Origin of the sequence: Litorimonas sp. RW-G-Af-16 (assembly GCF_048319245.1) — a bacterium.
Lineage (GTDB): Bacteria > Pseudomonadota > Alphaproteobacteria > Caulobacterales > Maricaulaceae > Litorimonas.
Window position 1 is genome coordinate 1,328,079 of sequence record NZ_CP166993.1, and the last position, 17,241, is coordinate 1,345,319.

Consider the following 17,241-nt stretch of genomic DNA (forward strand, 5'->3'; position numbering starts at 1 on the left):
TCTCGCGTCATCAATGTCCGCAGCTATACACCGCTGGACAGGACGCTTTTCCATTTTTTCAAATTCTCAACCACAGTGCCAGAGCCGCGCACGACACAGGACAGAGGATCATCCGCGATTGACACGGGCAGACCTGTGCGAGAGCGAAGCTCCGAGTCCAAATTCCGCAGCAACGCGCCGCCGCCTGTCAACATGATGCCTTTATCAACAATATCAGCGGCCAGTTCAGGCGGCGTAGCTTCGAGCGCCATTTTTACAGCTTCCACGATTTGCTCAACTGGTTCAGCGAGGCTCTCCGCGATCATGGCTTCGGTTACGCGAATTTCGCGCGGAACACCGTTCATCAAGTCGCGGCCTTTGATCTGAACAGTCATGCCTTCATTATCCGCCGGCATCGTCGCAGAACCAATTTCTTTTTTCACGCGCTCAGCGGACATCTCGCCTAGCAATAGGTTCGTTGTGCGGCGCACATATTGGATAATCGCGTCATCCATTTTGTCGCCGCCGACACGCACAGAACGCGAATAGACAATACCGTCGAGGGACAGCACAGCGACCTCCGTCGTGCCGCCGCCAATATCGACAACCATAGACCCACTAGGTTCATGGATTGGTAGACCCGCGCCCAGCGCCGCCGCCATAGGCTCTTCGATCAGATAGACACGACGCGCGCCCGCTTGTTCGGCTGATTGATGGATCGCGCGGCGTTCCACCGCCGTTGCGCCGCTTGGCACACAGATCACGACACGGGGCTTGGCCCGACGCCAGAAGCCGTTCTGTGATTTCACCTTTTTGATGAAATGCTCGATCATTTTCTCAGCGACTTCAAAGTCGGCAATCACGCCGTCTTTCATCGGGCGGATCGCCTCGATATGGCCCGGCGTACGGCCTAGCATGTTACGGGCATCAATACCTACAGCATGAACGACCTTGCGACCATTGCGAACAGAGAACGCCACAACGGAGGGCTCGTTCAAAACGATGTCACGCCCCTTGGCGTAAATCATGGTGTTAGCGGTCCCTAGATCGATCGCGATGTCAGATGAAAATGCGTCTAGCAGTGACATTAGAAGCCCTATGTCTGTTTGTGCCTGTGCCCCACTCACGCGAAACAGCTGTAATTAATTCTCTTGAGGCGAGTCCCTTAAATTTGTTAATGGAAAGTGTCGCGGGAAATTGCAAGCTAATCCTGCTGAATTCCGCCAAATTTCGCTGCTATTTGTTCGGGGCGTTTTCCGCATCTAAATTCAAGCGCTTTTGTAGAGTGCGGCGCGCCAGAAACATTCCAATAATTATCACGATAGCGAGCCCGATAAAGACTTGAAAAACCGACTTGCCTTGCTCGCCGGAAACAATGCCCTGCGCGACCAATCCAACAATGGCGATCTTCGGAATAATGCCGAGCCCTGTGCCTGCTGCAAAGGCAGGAAACGTCATACGCGATACACCAGCCGCCATATTCACCAGCACAAATGGCCCTGTCGGAACAAAGCGCACGGCGAAGCTTGTGACAAATCCGTTCTTCTGCACAATCGCGATAATGCGGTTGATGAGGTCTCCACCGTATTGGCGCAAGCGCTCAGCCCCCACCCAACGGCCTAACCAGAAGTCCAAACTGGCCGACAGCATCGTGGCAACCCACGCATAGGCGCTACCCATTAAGGGACCAAACGCCAGCACAACGCCCGCAATCAAAACCCATTGCGGCACACCGATAAAGGCAGCCAGACAGAAGACGAGGATAGTCGCAGGCAGACCCCAGCCACTATCGCGCAGCGCCTCAAAAAGTCGATTGACCTCGCTCTCATTCACACTCAACACATCTTTGCCCAACACGATCATTCCGATCACCAAAGCAAACATCAGCAGCGTCACGCCCAAAGCACGACGCGCTTTCTTATCCATTTGCGTGATGAAGGCCCAAAGCTGTTTCATAGGTGGCCCTTACCCTGCACCAGCGATATTCAAAACTGAAAAAGCCACAAGGTTAGACATTTGGATTTGCCACGACATGCGCCAGAAACGCCTCGCGATCCGCTGCCGTTTCCAATTTTTGCCAGTCGGGTGTTTGATTGCGAAACCACGTCATTTGCCGTTTCGCGAGTCGTCTCGAATCGCGTTTGGCGAGATCAATAGCCTCCGCATAAGACAGCTTGTCCTGAAAATGACGCAATAAATGACTGAGCCCAATCGCCTTCATCATTGGCAAGCTTGGGTCTAGCCCTAGCGCCTGAACAAGCCTCGCTTCGTCTACGCCGCCTAATTCAACCATTTGGTCAAACCGCTGGTTGATCTTTTCATAAAGCGACTGCCTTGGCGGAAGGAGGACAGCCGTGTGCATGAATTGCACTGGAATAATCGGGCGGGTCTTCGCCTGCCAAGTCGACAAAGGCGCGCCACTTTCCGCCCACACATCATAGATTCGCAAGAGCCGCTGCGGATCATGTCCCTGCACTTGGGCCGTCGCGATAGGGTCAATGTCAGCGCACATCTCTCGAAATTTGGCAATGCCATGAGTATCCAGCAAAGCCTGTGATGATTGTGAAACGGCGTTGTCTACATCAGGAATATCCGCAATCCCCTCTGTCAGAGATTTGAAGTAAAGCCCCGTCCCACCTGTCAAAATCGGCGTCACATCCTGGGCCAGACAATCCAAGATCACTGGCACAACCTCCCGCTGCCAAGCCCCCGTAGAATATCTTTGGCTCCCTGAAATATGTCCGAATAGGTGGTGCGCCACCCCCGCCATCTCGGTTGCATCAGGTCTTGCTGAGAGCACTTGTAGCTCGCGGTAGACCTGCATGCTATCTGCGTTGATCACCTCACCGCCCACAGCTTTCGCAAGGCGTACAGCGAATGCACTCTTGCCGCTAGCGGTTGAGCCTGCGATACAAATAACGCGCTTCATCTTACGTGAGACCTTGTCATGCCTGCCGCCTTACCCCGTATCGCCACAATAGTGCTAGCCCAAAGAGATAATTTGGCATTTGAAGAAGCAATAGCGACCCTGCCCGCCACTCCCGACTTTTGTGTTTTGGCAGAAGGCAAAGCTTTCGAATGTATGATCACCAATAGCGTGACCCATGAAGATATTTCGGAAGCCCTGCAAGCCTCTGGCATTGAAGCAGATATTGGAATTTTTACCAGCCATAACCGCCGCAAAAAACTCCTGATCTGCGATATGGATAGCACTTTGATTGGGCAGGAATGTATTGATGAACTCGCCGACTTTGCAGGTGTGAAAGACCGCGTCAGCGAGATCACGGAACGCGCCATGCGCGGCGAACTCGACTTTGAAGACGCTTTGACAGAACGTGTTAGCCTGTTGAAAGGCTTGGATTTATCCGTCTTACAGCGTTGTTATACAGACCGCATCACGATTAATCCTGGCGCAAAGACATTGTGTCAAACGATGAAAGCGCACGGCGCTAAAACTGTCATTGTCTCTGGCGGATTTACGTTCTTTACAGAGCGTGTTGCCAAAGCCTGTGGGTTTGAGGCGCATCAGGCGAATGTCTTGCTGGCCGGATCGCATACATTGCTTGGCACTGTGCAAATGCCTATTTTGGGACGCGAAGCAAAACTGACAGCGATGCAGCGTAATAGCCAAGATATTGGCGGACCCGACCAAGCTGTCGCGATTGGTGACGGTGCCAATGATTTGGCGATGATCCAAGCGGCAGGGCTAGGCATTGCGTATCACGCCAAGCCCGTTGTCGCGGCGCAAGCGCACTGTGCGATTACTTGCACGGACTTACGCACGGCTTTGTATTACCAAGGGTTTTCGGAAGACGAGTTTGTTGACGCTGGATAGGAACTGTCGCTGCACCTGCTGCGTAACTAGCACATGACAGACCGCAAATTCCCCGATGATTTCATCCCCGCCACACCTCGCAAAGACCGAGGAACGCTGACAACGTCAGAAATTGTCGCGATGGCATGGGACGATGAAACCTCCTTTGACGACATTCAAACTCAGTCAGGCCTATCAGAAGCTGAGGTGATCAAAATCATGCGGGGCCACATGCAACCCAGCAGCTTTCGTATGTGGCGCAAACGCGTCAGCGGTCGCGCCAGCAAGCATAATGCAAAACTCAAATGATCCACATTAGACGTTTAGGGCGTAGAAAATAAAGTTCCCACCCCGATTGATCAGAAGGGTCACTGGCCCGTCGAAATCTGCCGCCGCAGTCATGGCGTCTTCAAACTCTTTCGGTGAGGTGACGCGTTCGAACCCGACTTCCTCAATAATATCGCCCTTGAGGATTTTCCCGCTGGCCTCGGCACGCTTGTCAACTTTCACCACACGCACACCTTTAATATCTTCGGTGATGCGGAATTTTGCGCGCGCCTCCTCCGTCAAGGCTTCGACATAAATCCCGTTCACAGAGCGGTCAGCATCACTCTCGGACTGTTCACGGCGAAGCTTTTCTTCATCCGTCACCTGTTCCTTCAGGCGCTCAATAACAACATCGACAGTTTTTGTTTTCCGCTTGCGAATAAAGGTCACCTTCAACGCTTTATCAATCGGTGCATCTGCAATCTTGCGCGATAGAAGCCGAGAGCTTTCCAGCGTTTCGTCGCCCAGTTTAAGGATCAAATCTCCGCGCTGCAGCCCAGCCTTGTCAGCAGGGCTGTCCGCGACAACGGACTTAATCAATGCGCCTTGAGTCTTGTCGAGGCCGTAGCTTTTCGCAATCGCAGGGCTGACTTTTTGCGGTCGCACACCGAGATAACCGCGCCGCGTTTCACCAAATTCAATCAGTTGCGAGACAACACTTTGCGCCAAATCGGCTGGCACAGAAAAGCTAATTCCGACGCTATACCCAGTCGGTGAAAGGATAGCCGTGTTCACGCCGACGACTTCGCCGCGCATATTAAACAGCGGACCACCAGAGTTGCCGCGGTTGATCGCAACATCCGTCTGGATGAAATCATCATAGCTACCGTGAGAAATATCCCGATTTCGCGCTGAGATAATCCCTGCCGCGACTGAGCCAGAATAACCGAAGGGATTACCAATCGCCATGACCCATTCTCCGACCTCTGCCGCGTCCGAGTCGCCCCAAGGGACAAATGGCATGGGCTGACCCGTATCAATCTTGAGCAAGGCAATATCTGTCGCAGGATCACGGCCAATCAATTCGGCCTCATATGTATCGCCATTCGGGAATGTGACCTCGATCAAGTCAGCGTCTTCGATGACGTGATTATTCGTGACAATATGACCGTCTGCATCAATCACAAAGCCAGAGCCGAGCGATTTGGAGACCCGACCATCACGATCATTCCCACCCCCAAAGAAATCGTTGAACCGTTCTAACGGCGAGCCTTTGGGAAAAGCGGGGGCGTCTTCGGTATCAATTTCTATGGTTTGTGCTGTCGAGATATTGACCACGGCAGGCGAAAGACGCTTGGCGAGTTGTTGAAATCCCTGCGGCACACCGCGCGAGGCGACTGGCACCTCTTGCGCATATACTGTTATAGGCGCGGTCGACACTGTCAGAGCTGCAGCAAAACATAATGATAGAAGCGAAGTATATTTCATAATCTCACTCTAGGCGAAATGGCGGCTTTGCCAAGGGGGCCTAAGCGCGCATCACCTAAATTTTCAGTTAGACAAAAGCTCAGCCAGGCAAGAGGCCGATCGCGAGAGCTAACACAATAACGCCGATGAATACGCAAATAAGTCCCGAAACATGCAGGTCTTTATCGCTCATTTGCGAGATCATCTCGTGATAAATACGGCGAAGGCCGCCCGGGTATATGGCCCAGGCGGCACCTTCAATCACGAGTGCGCCGCCAATGGCGAACAATATGATCGCCAGAGGTAGCATGTCTAGCGGCGGCGCGGGCCGCCTTGATTATCAAGATAGCTCAAGAAATCGGAGTCAGGTGACAACACATATGTCGTACCCTTACCCAGGCCCTTTTCGTAAGCCTTCATTGACCGTGAGAACGCGAAGAATTCTGGGTCGAGGTTGTAAGCACTGGCGTAAATCGCATTCCGCTCTTGGTCGCCCTCACCGCGAATAATCTCGGCCTTTTGCTGCGCTTCCGCACGAATAACAGTCGCAGTCTTTTGCGCCGTTGCGCGGATTTCTTGCGCTCGCTCTGCTCCTTCGGCACGGATACCAGAGGCTTCCTGCTGACGCTGCGTCACCATACGTTGGAACACACGCTCCGCGTTTTCTTGCGGCAAGTCGGCCCGTTTGATCCGAACGTCAATAATCTCGACACCGAATTTTTTATCTTTGGCAACAGAGTTAGACACATCCTGGATTTCCGCCATCAGCTCAGCACGACGGCCAGAAATAATTTCGGGCGATTCCACACGACCCAAAACGTCACGCAAGGTAGAGTCCATGATAGACTGTAACTGGAATTGCGCACCGCGCTCTGTCTGCAAAGCTTCGTAAAAGCGAATTGGATCCATGATACGGTAGCGTATGAAAGCATCGACCACGAGGCGTTCTTGGTCAGCTGCCAACAACTCAACGGGTTTCAAATCAACCTCAAGATTGCGGCGATCCAAGGTCACAGCATTTTCCCAAGGATATTTAAATTTCAAGCCAGCATCGGCCGTCTCGCCCCATGTGTTTTCAACGCGCTTGGCTTCACCAAACTGGAAGACAATCGCTTGCTCCCACTGCTTGACGATGAATGTGCAGAGGAAAAATCCAATCACGAGCAGTCCAGCGAGGACGCCTAAAACGGTCCATTTACGCATTAGTTTGCTCCTTGTTTTTGTTGTAACTGATTGAGGGGCAGATACGGCACCATGCCGCTACCGGCTTGTTCATCCAACACGATTTTGTCGGAGTTCTCATAAAGCTGCTCTATCGTTTCAAGATACATCCGTTGACGCGTCACGACTGGCGCGGCTTTATATTCTTGATAGATCAAGCGGAAACGCTCGGCTTCACCCTTGGCTTCAGCCACCACGCGACCCTTATAGGCCTCTGCATCCTGAATAATCTGCGCCGCTTCACCGCGAGCGCGAGGGATGAGATCGTTTTGAATAGCTGTCGCTTGGTTGACGACTGTCTCGGCATCTTGCGCCGCATTCACGACATCGCGGAACGCCGCGACCACTTCACCCTCGGGTGGGTCTGCTTTTTGGAGTTGCACTTCGACCACCTCGACACCCGCTGCATATTCATCCAACGTCTTTTGCATCAAATCCCGCACAGAGATCGTGATGTTCAAACGATCCGTTGTGATGATCTTCTCAAGCTCATTCTTACCGACAATTTCGCGCATCGCACTCTCGCCTACAGCTCGAACAGCGTTGCGTGTTTCGTCGACGTTGAAGATGAAATTATTGAGGTCTTTGATCCGCCAGAGGACTGTGAAGTCAATGTCCACAATGTTCTCATCACCTGTCAGCATCAAGCTTTGACCCCGAGAATCGCCGATCTCTTCTTGCTGAACCACCTCTGTTTCCATGACGATCTTTGTTTCAACAGGGGATGGGAGTTTGAACTTCAAGCCTGGCCCTTCGGTCCGCACATATTCACCAAAGCGCAAAACGACTGCGCGTTCCGTTTGGTCAACTGTGTAAAACATCGATAGGACGAGGAAAACAGCTGCTGCACCCGCGACAAGGCCGAAAGGTCCAAACTTCTCGATCGGTCCGCTTGGGCGACCGCCGCGACGTCCACCGCCACCACCGCCAGCGCGCACGCGGGACTTAAATCCTTCGATCACATTCTCCAGATCAGGCGATGCGTCATTCGCACCTGGACGGGCGCGATCGGGTTTCCCGGCGCCGCCCCAAGGGTTCTTCTTACCACCGGACCCACCTTTGGGGCCCCAAGGACTTTTATTATCTGGCATGTTATCTCCATTTATACTTAGGCTTTATGTGGGACGCCTGATGTCCCTTATCAAGGTTTTTCACTTACATTATTGCGCAGTCTTTTTATCATATACGCGAATTGTGAAAGGATAGTCGTCTTTTTCACCCTGCGGCACATTTGTTTCGCGGCTCAACTGCCAATCAAAGGCCGAGATTGCGGGGAAATGCGCATCTCCGTCAATTACTGCGTCCACATCCGTAATATAAAGACGGTCGCAAAAGGGCAAGAGCCGCGCATAAAGCTGCGCCCCGCCGATCAACATAATCTCGTCCGTCCCCGTCAATCCCGCCAATTCATAGCCCCGCCCGATCATATCGTGCAGATCAGTAAAGACTTCAGCTTTGGGCGCAGAATAATTCGCGTCCCGCGTCAGCACCAAATTCGGCCGCCCTGGCAGCGGGAACGGTAAGCTCTCCCACGTCACCCGCCCCATCAAAACAGGCTTGCCCATCGTAGTCGCTTTGAAGAATTGCAAATCGCTAGACAGGCGCCACGGCAAGTCGCCATCGCGGCCAATCACATTATTTCTCGATTTCGCGACAATCAAAGAGAGCTTAGGATTCGTAGACATGGAAAGTGGGTTACACGAGGCCCAGCGCTACGTATAGAGAACAAAATGTCCACTTATTCCAATATCGCCCCGAAGCGCTCGGCCTTTATCAAATATACGATCCTCTATGTCCTGTTGATCCCTTTCATTAATTGGAGTTTTACGTGGGCGCCGATGTGGGAAGTCCTGCCGGGTTGGGCGTTCAACCCTGTGACGATAGTGACGGGCCTTGTGCTGGTCGTGCGAGATTTTGCGCAGCGCGAGGTCGGGCATTGGGTCTTGCTCGCTATGGCGGTTGCGCTCGGCCTGACCGCTTGGGCGGCGGGGCCAGAACTCGCGGTCGCCAGCGGCGCCGCTTTCGCGATTGCGGAAATGGTCGATTGGGCGCTGTTCACCTTCACCAAATACAAGCTTTCCACCCGTGTCTTGCTATCCTCCGCCATTGCCGCGCCGCTTGATACGACGATCTTTCTCTACGGCGCAGACCTCATCCGTCCCGATCAACTCACACTGCCCAATGTCACTATGAGCATTGCGGGGAAGATGGTGGGCGCTATTGTAATCTGGTGGATCGTTAAAAACAGATTGGAACGCGATGTCTGACCTCCCTCCCACGGCCCTCCCTCCCTGCCCGCAATGCGCGTGCGAATATACTTATGAAGACGGCGCGCTGATGGTCTGCCCCGAATGTGCCCATGAGTGGAGCGCCAATCCTGAATTTTCTACCGAACGCGTTTATAAAGACGCCAATGGAAACATCCTCGACGAGGGCGACTGGGTCACGATCATCAAGGACCTGAAAGTCAAAGGCACATCCAAAGTTGCCAAAGTCGGCACCAAAGTCAAAATCAACCGCCTCATCGACGAAGATCACGACATCGACTGCAAAATCGACGGCATCGGCGCGATGAAATTGAAGACGATGTTCGTTAAGAAGGCTTAGCTTGAAAAAGCGCCTATAACTCCGCCGCCCAATGGACGCGAAGGATAACGAATAAGCGGGACAGCCCGCGAAGCCAGCATCCGTGACGGATACCGAAATAATTAGTTTGTTTCTCACGAAAGTAGCTTCGCGGCGGTGTTTGTTGATCAGCGGCCAGTTGTTCGCATCCAGATATTCCTTAGAATATCAAAATGATCGGCCCCGCTTAAAAAGGGTCACGCACGCGGCTGTCACACCGGATACGCTTAACCACACCGTCCTCTGATCCAAAACCTGACGCGTTCCTGTCCCAAGATCAGAAGAACGAGGGTGTTGTATCACACGGTTTGAAGGCGGGGATTAGTCTCTTACAATAGAGCCAATATCTAGCCACTACTCCCCGTTAAATAACTCGACTGTGCCTGCCGTCATGGACTGCACGCCGAGGATCAGGGTTTCTCTCGGTTTTGGAGCAAAAAATGGGGAGTGGTTGGCGGGGGGCGTTGTGCCGTCTTTGGCGGCCTCTGCCATAACTTTGGGATCATTGCCGCCTGTCCAGAAGATCAGCGTTGGAATGTCTTTATCATAGCGGTGAAATTGCGAGAAATCCTCGCCGCCCATGCTCGGAGGACGGGTCACGACTTTCTCTGCGCCAATGCTCTCGGAAATCGCAGCCATCACGCGTTCTGTCATCTCGGGATCGTTGAAAGTCGAGGGCGTGTAGTCGCTTTCATAGCTAACGACGGGCATAAGGTCGTCGGGAAGTCCCGCAGACTTCGCTTGAGCCAGCGCGATGCGTTTAATTCCGTCCAGCAGATTCTGGCGCACATCGTCGTCATAGCTGCGCACGGTGATCAGCAGCTTCGCTTCGTCTGGAATAATGTTGTGCTTATAGCCCGCTTGAAACGAGCCCACTGTCACAACACCGCTTTGCAGCGGGTTCGTCTCGCGGGATACTAGCGTTTGCAGCGCGTTGATGATCTGCGCCCCGATGACGATGGGGTCTTTACCCATATGCGGGGCGGAGCCGTGCGCACCGATACCTTTGATCGTGATATCCACACTGTCCACATTCGCCAGCGCGTAACCAGATGTGTAGGCGATTGTCCCGGCGCTGTCCCAGCCAGACGTGTGAGTCGATAGGACGTAATCAGGCTTTGGGAAACGCTTATACAGGCCATCTTCCAGCATCGCCAACGCGCCGAGGCCAATCTCTTCGGCAGGCTGTCCGATCAGGACGAGCGTGCCTGACCAGTCATCCTTCATCTTCACGAGTTGTCGCGCTGTCCCAACCAAAATCGCCATATGACTGTCATGGGCGCAAGCGTGCATGACGGGGGCGTCATTGCCTTTATGGTCTGTGGCGATAACTTTGGAGGCGTAAGACAGCCCCGTCTTTTCCTCCAGCGGCAGAGCGTCCATATCAGCGCGGAGCATGACAGTCGGCCCGTCGCCATTCTTCATCACAGCCACAAGCCCGTAACTGCCGACACCCGGTAGAACTTCGCCGACGTCTTTCTTCACCTTCGCCTTCACCCAGTTATCGCCAACGCGTTCCGTGACGTCAAAGCCAAGCCCGCGTAGCTCCTTTGCCAAACGCGCCGCGCTTTTTTCCTCGCGGAAGGATAGCTCTGGGTTTTCGTGGAAATGCTTATAGAGGTCGAGGACGTAATCATAATCTGCCTCGACTTCATTGGGCAGATCATGCGCGCTGGCCATCCCCGCCAAGCCCGCCATCAATATCGCTGCTGTGCCTAATAGAAATTGTCTCATATCGTCACCTCACAAAGTTTCCACTTTGGTGACGCAGATTTTCACGAAGCGCAAGAGGACAAATGAAGCGGACAAATTAAACCGCGACCTTCCCCGCAATATGCGGATGCGCTTTATAACCGAGGATTTTGATGTCATCTGAGGTGAAGCCGTCAATCTCCATGACCTCTGGATTGAGCTTGAGACGGGGGAGCGGGAGGGGCTCGCGGGAGAGCTGCTCGCGCACTTGCTCGAAATGGTTGGAATAGATGTGCGCGTCGCCAAATGTATGAACAAAGTCCCCAGCTTCCAGCCCGCAGACCTGCGCCATCACATGAGTCAGAAGCGCGTAGCTGGCGATATTAAACGGCACGCCGAGGAAAATATCAGCGCTGCGCTGATAGAGCTGGCAAGAGAGTTTTCCGTCGGCTACATGAAACTGAAACAGACAATGACAGGGCGGCAGGGCCATATCGTCAACGTCCGCGGGGTTCCAAGCAGACACGATGTGGCGACGAGAATGGGGGTTGGTCTTGATCGCTTCGACCACGTTTTTGACTTGATCAATCACGGCGCCCTCTGGCCCCTCCCAGCGACGCCATTGTTTGCCATAGACAGGGCCAAGATCGCCGTTTTCATCCGCCCACTCATCCCAAATACGCACGCCATTGTCTTGCAGATATTTGATGTTTGTATCACCTGCCAAAAACCAGATCAGCTCATGGACAATCGACTTTTTGTGCAGCTTCTTCGTCGTGACCATCGGGAAGCCGTCCGCAAGATCAAAGCGCATTTGATAGCCGAAGACGCCGCGCGTGCCAGTGCCTGTGCGGTCGCTGCGGTCTGTGCCGTGTTCCATGACGTGAGAAAGGAGATCGAGATATTGTTGCATAACCCTGCTTAGCCTGAACAGCGCGATTCGCGAAATCGCGTTTTTCTGATATCCACAGCCTTGACAGCCCGCCCAACAAAGCGCAGTTTATTATTGTTAAACAATAAGGAACGACTCAATGGATAGACACCACTATGATCGCGAAATCGTCGACATGGCTGCGTCACTTACCGAAGGGCAGCGCTATAAATTCATGGAACTGCTGCAGCGTGAGGCGCTAAACCCTGTCGAAGTCTTTGGCTGGAATATGTGGCTTGGCTGGCTCGGTATTGACCGATTTATCGTCGGTGACATTGTCCTTGGCGTGTTCAAGCTTATCACACTTGGTGGGCTAGGTATCTGGCAAATCGTTGACTGTTTTCTGATCGGCAATCGCGCGCGGGACAAGAATTACGAAACCGCGCTAGATATATATGAGCATGTCAAAGCAACGCGCGGCTAGAGCTGTTCTACAACATCCCGTATCGCATTGAGGGCATCAAAGCCAAGCTGCGCGGCACGGTCTGGCGACCACCCGACACTCTCGTCTGGATAATCTGCATTGTCTTTGAACGGCATTTCCAGCGTCATAGCAAGGCAATCATAGCGGTGCGCCGTGAAATTCGTGCACATCGTCAAATTCGCTTTTCCGGGAGCCGTCGTCGCGTAGCCATGCTTCGTTTGAAAATCAGGGCTCGCTTTTTTGTAAGCGCTTAAGAAGTCCGCGAGGTCTTTGGCCTGCTTCTCGGTATAACCGGGGATGCCTTCTGCGCCCGCGATAAAGTTATACGGCAAGCTCTCATCGCCGTGGACATCGAGGCAGAGGACAGGCTTAGCCTTATCCATTGCTGCAATCGTGTGAAGGACTTCGGGCGAGTTTTCCAACGTCGCCACGCCCCATTCGCGGTTCAGATTTGCGCCGTTAACATTGGTCCGCAAATTCCCGCGACATGACCCATCAGGGTTCATATTCGGAACGACATAGAAAGTCGCAGCCTTGCGAAGCGACATTGCAACATCGTCATCCGTATCGAGCAGGCGCGACAGGAACCCCTCCATCCACCATTCCGCCATGCTCTCGCCAGGGTGTTGGCGGGCAATGACCCAGATCGGTTTCGGACCCTCACCCACGATCAGGCAATCCAGTGACTGCCCCTCGATCGAGTGGCCGATGACGTTAAGGCTCACACCCTCTTGCTGCACACATTCCGCGATCAAATCCGCATGGCGCTCCATAGAATAAGGCGCAAAGTAAGCGATATAGAGGCTGTCTTGTTCGGGCGTGACTTCAATGATCAACTGCCCGTTTTCATAGCGGGTCGTCGGAATCCGAAACCAGTCATCGCGGTCATAACTCGCCACAGCTTTATAGCCGTCCCAGCCACCGACAAAGGCCGCACCCTTGGCATTTTCAATCACCATGCGGCAGGCTTGCCCTTTCGCGCCCGTGATGCGAAAATAAAACCACTGATAAAAATCAGACTTGGTATCTTTGCGGATATTTAGACGAATATCGCGCGGATCGCTCATGTCTTTGACGACGATGTTTCCGCTATCAAAAGCGGATGAAATGTGAAGCATCATGGGGGTTATTCCTCTTTAAAGTCATTGGGTGCAGATGCAGCGGCGATAATCGCGGAGGGTATTTCGGGGGCGTCCAGCCCTTTCCAAAACACCCGCCATTCGCCGCTAATCTGCATGCCGTCACAGTGGCGCATGTACCAGTCATTAAAAGGGTTATCCATGCGTGATCGCCAGAAAAATGACGGCACATCCGCGCACATGGCGTCCCATAAATCACGCGCTATCCCCTCGCCGCGCGCTTCTTGCAATACCCAAAACTTTGACAGGTAAGGCAATCCCGCCATCTGTGTAAACAATGCCCCGCCGCGAAGATCGCTTTCGACGAAACCTTGAAACAGATCGCGCTTGAAGAACGCTGCGTCCACGTTTTTACCAAAGGCTTTATTGATCGATTTGGTCAGTTTGGCCTTGCCGATTTGACGAAAACTTTTGATTCTCTTGATTGAAATTTCACGTCGGATCAGCGTGCCTGAGCCCTTTGTCGTGAACAGCTCTGGCAGGAGGTTAAGCGGTGAGGCAATGATATAGCTGCGGCGCGTCTCGGCTTGGCGATCAAGCTCGATCACGTTTTGTAAAAAATTGATCTGCCCAGCGCTAAATATCTGCTTGGTCATAAGCTCTGGCAGATCTTGGATCGTCAGATTGCGCCGACGTTCCCCGTCCTCGGACAGGCCGCCCGAGGGTTGCAGGAAGATAATCTTGTTGGGTTTAATATCTTTGACGAGTTGCGACAGGCTCATCCGACCGCGCCGTTCGGTCATTTCCAAAATCACAATTTTAGACGACCGCGCGATCTTACGAATTTCGGGGATCAGCGCATAGGTCGCCGTGTTCAGCTTCGCCGTTTTCACACCGCTCTGCTCTAAGTCCCGAGCGAGGCGTTGCGACTGAAACTTGATCGATGTGCGGTCTTCGTCCAGCGCCCCGATCAGCAATATCGGTGCGAGCTGCAAGTTGGAGAGTATTCGCAAATCATTGACCAAAGCCTCTAGCAGCGGGTCTTTGAGACAGCGCGGGTCAATCACGATCATCGCAAAGCGTTCGGGGTCTTGGCGGGCAAATAAGTCGGCGTAAAACTTTGCTTCATTATTCGCGCCAACAGCGGCAAGGCTGCTCAGGACCGTATCGCGCATATCACTCATGATAATTCACCCGACAGGGCGCGAGCATAATGCGCTGCGGCGGTCACCAGTTGCGCGCCCTCGACATATTCATTCGGGCGGTGCGCTTGTTCTAAATTTCCCGGCCCGTAGACGACCGTATTGACCCCTGCTTTGCTCAACATCGCCGCTTCTGTCCAATAGGGCAAATCGACGATTTCGACATTTTTGAAGACGTCTGTGAAAGCCGTAATATCCCGCGTGGCGAAGGGCTCAAACGCGACAATCGTATCCATCTGCGCATCATAAGGCCCCGCCAATCGGTAGAGCGCGGCCTCCCTCGCATATACGTCATCACCGGGCGGGGGACGCATAGACACCCACAGGCTGGCCGAGGTTGGAATGACGTTGTAGGCGCCGTCCCCTTTAATATCGCCAATATTTACGCATAGCCCTTTATAGGGCGCAGACCCAAATTCTAGATTAGCAATACCATATGCGCCAATGTCAGCCGCCAGTTGCGCCGCCTTAAGCAGCGGTTTTTCAATTGAGTCCGAGAGCGAGCTATGCCCGCCTGGCCCAGTGAAATCAGCGCGTATCGCCAACATACCCCGATGGGCACGCCCCACACTGCAGGAGGTAGGCTCGCAGACAATCGCTCGCGCCACGCCGTTCAGATGCCCTCGCGCTATGACCTCTGGCATAATTTCGCTGCCATGTTCTTCGTCGCCTGACAGCAACACAGCCACATCTCGCGGCGTGACGGTTCCCAACGCGGCCAGAATACACGCGGCTGCGCCTTTAATATCGCTGGTGCCAAGGCCAATCCAGCGCTCACCCTCTTGGCGAAGCTTTAGCGGATCATCGCTCCAGCCGTCCCCGCTTGGCACAGTGTCTATATGCACATTCAGCAGCGTCTTCGGCTCCCCCCAAATCGCTAGCACAAAAGCGCTATCGGACTTCCCCCGCGATCGCGGGACGTTTTCCATGATCAGTTTATCAGGACGAAAACCCGCCAAAACATCGCGTAAATGTTTGACACACGCCACTTCATCCCCCGTCCCGTTGCGCGTATCAAACGCAATCAAGGGCCGAAGCTGATCGATAATAACGGTAAGCGTGACATCGGACATAGAACGGGTTTAGGTGCCACTACGCACTAAAACAATGCTACTCTTACCAGATCGTATATTTTTTTCGCTTGCGATTATGGTTAATCCATTATTACAAATAGTCAGCCGTAACTATGGAGGACAATATGGCGAGTGCATCCGATTATATGGATAATGTGAAAAAATACGACCCAAAAGCATCCGAGGACGATGTGCAAAAAGTCGTCAATTATTGCGGCATTGCGCTGCGTAGCAAGGACGCATCCCTTGTCTCTTGTTCAGATGAAGCAGAACGCAACCGTGTGCGCGACGGATACGCCGCCAAGAAACTCGGCATGAGCGCCGCTGCCGCTGACAAAGCGATCGAAGCCGTATGCCAGCAAATGAAAGACGAACGCCAGAAGTCACGCGTGACTTTCCTATACCTGCTTGGCAAACACGCATAATTAGTTTCTCACTTATATGTGAGTTGGGTAGGCCGCGCTCTTCGGAGGGCGGCCTTTTTGTTTGGCGATACCCCTTGGAAATAACACCGCGATCGCCTATATAGATCAGGCTAGCTTGCTAGCTATAATGATAAACGCGCTTGTAATAAGCGGACTGGACCCGGGGGCGGTACTCGGCGGCTCCACCACAAAGGCTCATTTTCGTGAGCCCTTCTGATGGGGCCGAAATAGGATCGACAGACGTCTAAAGAAGTTAGCTTTCATTCGTATGGGTACCGTTAAATGCCCAATTTTAGTAATTGCAAATGACAATAACTATGAAGAGTTCGCTCTCGCCGCGTAAGCAGCGCGATCAACTCGCACTTTAACTCCTTAGGTCTCATAACCTAAGGCGGGCTTCGCAGGGTAGCTGGCAACAGAAACCCTGCACTTACTTCAATTGCGCACCACAAAAACAAAATGCCTCAAAAAATGGGCAGCCTTCGCCCAATTTTTGAGTCCCAAACGCGCAAATGAAGTCCAATGTTTCGGCTACAAAATCCACGTAAATTTAAACATTTGATTGTAGGTCTTGGGAATGATCCAAGATATTTTATTCCCACCAAACTCAAATTTCTTCCGCACGGTTTTAGCCTATATATCTGCGGCAGCCTGCTCTTCTTTTGTTGTGACAGCGGCTTTCGCATTATTCGCGATGGATAATAATGCATTCGTCAACCAGGATTTATTTGTCATGATTGCTATGATATATGTGTTTTTCGTATTCGCGATCGCATTTTTTACACCGATTGGCGTATTCGCTTTCAAATTGTTATCTCGTAACGCCAGCCCGACCATTGGGAGAGATTTCTTTTGGGGGCTAATGTTAACCCTGACATTTTTTACAGCACAATACTGTTTTTACGGAATACCAGAGGAATATGGACCAACAATAGCGTTTGGTCTTGTAGGCTTCGCGCAAATATACGTTGTTTTCATATTATGCGCCGCAGTCGGTAGTTTCGTCTTTGGCCGCGTTGTGCGAAAATAGTTGGGCGCTTCC

Annotated in this window: 20 protein-coding genes and 1 other RNA gene; 8 read left to right on the forward strand and 13 right to left on the reverse strand. The window is 52.8% G+C overall.

The window, feature by feature from the left end; all coding sequences use genetic code 11:
- Positions 1–23 precede the first annotated feature (23 nt).
- The 3 genes from AB8615_RS06675 to miaA form a co-directional block, all read right to left on the reverse strand.
- The gene (locus AB8615_RS06675; RefSeq protein WP_409431848.1) at positions 24–1,067 is read right to left on the reverse strand and encodes a rod shape-determining protein; all 1,044 of its coding nucleotides are present in this window, start codon (positions 1,065–1,067) and stop codon (positions 24–26) included.
- A gap of 148 nt (positions 1,068–1,215) precedes the next feature.
- Positions 1,216–1,935: a TVP38/TMEM64 family protein gene (locus AB8615_RS06680; protein WP_409431849.1), complete on the reverse strand. Its 720-nt coding sequence runs from the start codon at positions 1,933–1,935 to the stop codon at positions 1,216–1,218.
- Positions 1,936–1,987: 52 nt separating this feature from the next.
- Positions 1,988–2,908, reverse strand: coding sequence for a tRNA (adenosine(37)-N6)-dimethylallyltransferase MiaA (gene miaA / locus AB8615_RS06685; RefSeq protein ID WP_418151941.1), 921 nt, complete (start codon positions 2,906–2,908; stop codon positions 1,988–1,990).
- Positions 2,909–2,926: 18 nt separating this feature from the next.
- Here miaA and serB point away from each other — a divergent pair, with 18 nt between their 5' ends.
- Together serB and AB8615_RS06695 are read left to right on the forward strand one after the other, a co-directional pair.
- Positions 2,927–3,814 (forward strand): phosphoserine phosphatase SerB, encoded by an 888-nt coding sequence (serB, locus tag AB8615_RS06690; protein WP_418151943.1) that lies wholly within the window; start codon positions 2,927–2,929, stop codon positions 3,812–3,814.
- A 33-nt stretch (positions 3,815–3,847) separates the two neighbouring features.
- Complete coding sequence (locus tag AB8615_RS06695; RefSeq protein WP_409431852.1) at positions 3,848–4,102, forward strand: TIGR03643 family protein; 255 nt, start codon at positions 3,848–3,850, stop codon at positions 4,100–4,102.
- A 6-nt stretch (positions 4,103–4,108) separates the two neighbouring features.
- Here AB8615_RS06695 and AB8615_RS06700 read toward each other — a convergent pair whose 3' ends face one another.
- The 5 genes from AB8615_RS06700 to AB8615_RS06720 form a co-directional block, all read right to left on the reverse strand.
- Positions 4,109–5,548 carry a Do family serine endopeptidase gene (locus tag AB8615_RS06700; RefSeq protein WP_409431853.1) on the reverse strand — a complete coding sequence of 480 codons (1,440 nt, stop codon included), beginning with the start codon at positions 5,546–5,548 and terminating at the stop codon, positions 4,109–4,111.
- Between the two features lie 79 nt (positions 5,549–5,627).
- Positions 5,628–5,837 carry a DUF2065 domain-containing protein gene (locus AB8615_RS06705; RefSeq protein WP_409431854.1) on the reverse strand — a complete coding sequence of 70 codons (210 nt, stop codon included), beginning with the start codon at positions 5,835–5,837 and terminating at the stop codon, positions 5,628–5,630.
- Between the two features lie 2 nt (positions 5,838–5,839).
- Positions 5,840–6,730 (reverse strand): protease modulator HflC, encoded by an 891-nt coding sequence (gene hflC / locus AB8615_RS06710; protein WP_418151945.1) that lies wholly within the window; start codon positions 6,728–6,730, stop codon positions 5,840–5,842.
- Positions 6,730–7,839, reverse strand: a complete 1,110-nt coding sequence (gene hflK, locus AB8615_RS06715) for an FtsH protease activity modulator HflK (RefSeq protein WP_409431856.1) — start codon at positions 7,837–7,839, stop codon at positions 6,730–6,732. Before hflK ends, hflC begins: the two co-directional genes overlap by 1 nt.
- Positions 7,840–7,908: 69 nt before the next feature.
- Positions 7,909–8,433, reverse strand: a complete 525-nt coding sequence (locus AB8615_RS06720) for a dihydrofolate reductase (RefSeq protein ID WP_409431857.1) — start codon at positions 8,431–8,433, stop codon at positions 7,909–7,911.
- Positions 8,434–8,478: 45 nt separating this feature from the next.
- Between AB8615_RS06720 and AB8615_RS06725 the strand changes: the two genes are divergently transcribed.
- Entirely contained in the window at positions 8,479–9,015 is a 537-nt protein-coding gene (locus AB8615_RS06725) for a hypothetical protein (RefSeq protein WP_409431858.1), read from the forward strand.
- Positions 9,008–9,355 carry a zinc ribbon domain-containing protein YjdM gene (locus tag AB8615_RS06730; protein ID WP_409431859.1) on the forward strand — a complete coding sequence of 116 codons (348 nt, stop codon included), beginning with the start codon at positions 9,008–9,010 and terminating at the stop codon, positions 9,353–9,355. Before AB8615_RS06725 ends, AB8615_RS06730 begins: the two co-directional genes overlap by 8 nt.
- Before the next feature lie 372 nt (positions 9,356–9,727).
- On the opposite strand, the gene AB8615_RS06735 is transcribed toward AB8615_RS06730, so the two are convergent.
- Positions 9,728–11,107: an amidohydrolase gene (locus AB8615_RS06735; protein ID WP_409431860.1), complete on the reverse strand. Its 1,380-nt coding sequence runs from the start codon at positions 11,105–11,107 to the stop codon at positions 9,728–9,730.
- 76 nt (positions 11,108–11,183) lie between these two features.
- A complete protein-coding gene (locus AB8615_RS06740) occupies positions 11,184–11,978 on the reverse strand; it encodes a thymidylate synthase (RefSeq protein WP_409431861.1) in 795 nt (264 codons plus the stop codon).
- Between the two features lie 118 nt (positions 11,979–12,096).
- Between AB8615_RS06740 and AB8615_RS06745 the strand changes: the two genes are divergently transcribed.
- On the forward strand, positions 12,097–12,420 hold the full coding sequence (locus tag AB8615_RS06745; RefSeq protein WP_409431862.1) for a TM2 domain-containing protein: 324 nt from the start codon (positions 12,097–12,099) through the stop codon (positions 12,418–12,420).
- On the opposite strand, the gene AB8615_RS06750 is transcribed toward AB8615_RS06745, so the two are convergent.
- From AB8615_RS06750 to AB8615_RS06760, 3 genes are read right to left on the reverse strand one after another with little or no spacing between them, the layout of a single operon-like run.
- A complete protein-coding gene (locus tag AB8615_RS06750; RefSeq protein WP_409431863.1) occupies positions 12,417–13,541 on the reverse strand; it encodes a M14 family metallopeptidase in 1,125 nt (374 codons plus the stop codon). The genes AB8615_RS06745 and AB8615_RS06750 overlap by 4 nt on opposite strands.
- Before the next feature lie 5 nt (positions 13,542–13,546).
- Positions 13,547–14,683 carry a hypothetical protein gene (locus AB8615_RS06755; RefSeq protein WP_409431864.1) on the reverse strand — a complete coding sequence of 379 codons (1,137 nt, stop codon included), beginning with the start codon at positions 14,681–14,683 and terminating at the stop codon, positions 13,547–13,549.
- Positions 14,680–15,774 (reverse strand): M20 family metallopeptidase, encoded by a 1,095-nt coding sequence (locus AB8615_RS06760; protein ID WP_409431865.1) that lies wholly within the window; start codon positions 15,772–15,774, stop codon positions 14,680–14,682. Before AB8615_RS06760 ends, AB8615_RS06755 begins: the two co-directional genes overlap by 4 nt.
- Before the next feature lie 125 nt (positions 15,775–15,899).
- Here AB8615_RS06760 and AB8615_RS06765 point away from each other — a divergent pair, with 125 nt between their 5' ends.
- From AB8615_RS06765 to AB8615_RS06775, 3 genes are all read left to right on the forward strand, one after another.
- Positions 15,900–16,199, forward strand: a complete 300-nt coding sequence (locus tag AB8615_RS06765) for a DUF2853 family protein (RefSeq protein ID WP_409431866.1) — start codon at positions 15,900–15,902, stop codon at positions 16,197–16,199.
- A gap of 70 nt (positions 16,200–16,269) precedes the next feature.
- Positions 16,270–16,630, forward strand: a transfer-messenger RNA (tmRNA) gene (gene ssrA, locus AB8615_RS06770).
- Positions 16,631–16,776: 146 nt separating this feature from the next.
- The gene (locus AB8615_RS06775; RefSeq protein ID WP_409431867.1) at positions 16,777–17,229 is read left to right on the forward strand and encodes a hypothetical protein; all 453 of its coding nucleotides are present in this window, start codon (positions 16,777–16,779) and stop codon (positions 17,227–17,229) included.
- Positions 17,230–17,241: the final 12 nt, after the last annotated feature.

What these genes read in the sequence shown, in the direction of transcription:
- AB8615_RS06675 (WP_409431848.1), bottom strand. Translation starts at nt 1,067, where the DNA reads ATGTCACTGCTAGACGCATTTTCATCTGACATCGCGATCGATCTAGGG.
- AB8615_RS06680 (WP_409431849.1), bottom strand. Translation starts at nt 1,935, where the DNA reads ATGAAACAGCTTTGGGCCTTCATCACGCAAATGGATAAGAAAGCGCGT.
- miaA (WP_418151941.1), bottom strand. Translation starts at nt 2,908, where the DNA reads ATGAAGCGCGTTATTTGTATCGCAGGCTCAACCGCTAGCGGCAAGAGT.
- serB (WP_418151943.1), top strand. Translation starts at nt 2,927, where the DNA reads ATGCCTGCCGCCTTACCCCGTATCGCCACAATAGTGCTAGCCCAAAGA.
- AB8615_RS06695 (WP_409431852.1), top strand. Translation starts at nt 3,848, where the DNA reads ATGACAGACCGCAAATTCCCCGATGATTTCATCCCCGCCACACCTCGC.
- AB8615_RS06700 (WP_409431853.1), bottom strand. Translation starts at nt 5,548, where the DNA reads ATGAAATATACTTCGCTTCTATCATTATGTTTTGCTGCAGCTCTGACA.
- AB8615_RS06705 (WP_409431854.1), bottom strand. Translation starts at nt 5,837, where the DNA reads ATGCTACCTCTGGCGATCATATTGTTCGCCATTGGCGGCGCACTCGTG.
- hflC (WP_418151945.1), bottom strand. Translation starts at nt 6,730, where the DNA reads ATGCGTAAATGGACCGTTTTAGGCGTCCTCGCTGGACTGCTCGTGATT.
- hflK (WP_409431856.1), bottom strand. Translation starts at nt 7,839, where the DNA reads ATGCCAGATAATAAAAGTCCTTGGGGCCCCAAAGGTGGGTCCGGTGGT.
- AB8615_RS06720 (WP_409431857.1), bottom strand. Translation starts at nt 8,433, where the DNA reads ATGTCTACGAATCCTAAGCTCTCTTTGATTGTCGCGAAATCGAGAAAT.
- AB8615_RS06725 (WP_409431858.1), top strand. Translation starts at nt 8,479, where the DNA reads ATGTCCACTTATTCCAATATCGCCCCGAAGCGCTCGGCCTTTATCAAA.
- AB8615_RS06730 (WP_409431859.1), top strand. Translation starts at nt 9,008, where the DNA reads ATGTCTGACCTCCCTCCCACGGCCCTCCCTCCCTGCCCGCAATGCGCG.
- AB8615_RS06735 (WP_409431860.1), bottom strand. Translation starts at nt 11,107, where the DNA reads ATGAGACAATTTCTATTAGGCACAGCAGCGATATTGATGGCGGGCTTG.
- AB8615_RS06740 (WP_409431861.1), bottom strand. Translation starts at nt 11,978, where the DNA reads ATGCAACAATATCTCGATCTCCTTTCTCACGTCATGGAACACGGCACA.
- AB8615_RS06745 (WP_409431862.1), top strand. Translation starts at nt 12,097, where the DNA reads ATGGATAGACACCACTATGATCGCGAAATCGTCGACATGGCTGCGTCA.
- AB8615_RS06750 (WP_409431863.1), bottom strand. Translation starts at nt 13,541, where the DNA reads ATGATGCTTCACATTTCATCCGCTTTTGATAGCGGAAACATCGTCGTC.
- AB8615_RS06755 (WP_409431864.1), bottom strand. Translation starts at nt 14,683, where the DNA reads ATGAGTGATATGCGCGATACGGTCCTGAGCAGCCTTGCCGCTGTTGGC.
- AB8615_RS06760 (WP_409431865.1), bottom strand. Translation starts at nt 15,774, where the DNA reads ATGTCCGATGTCACGCTTACCGTTATTATCGATCAGCTTCGGCCCTTG.
- AB8615_RS06765 (WP_409431866.1), top strand. Translation starts at nt 15,900, where the DNA reads ATGGCGAGTGCATCCGATTATATGGATAATGTGAAAAAATACGACCCA.
- AB8615_RS06775 (WP_409431867.1), top strand. Translation starts at nt 16,777, where the DNA reads ATGATCCAAGATATTTTATTCCCACCAAACTCAAATTTCTTCCGCACG.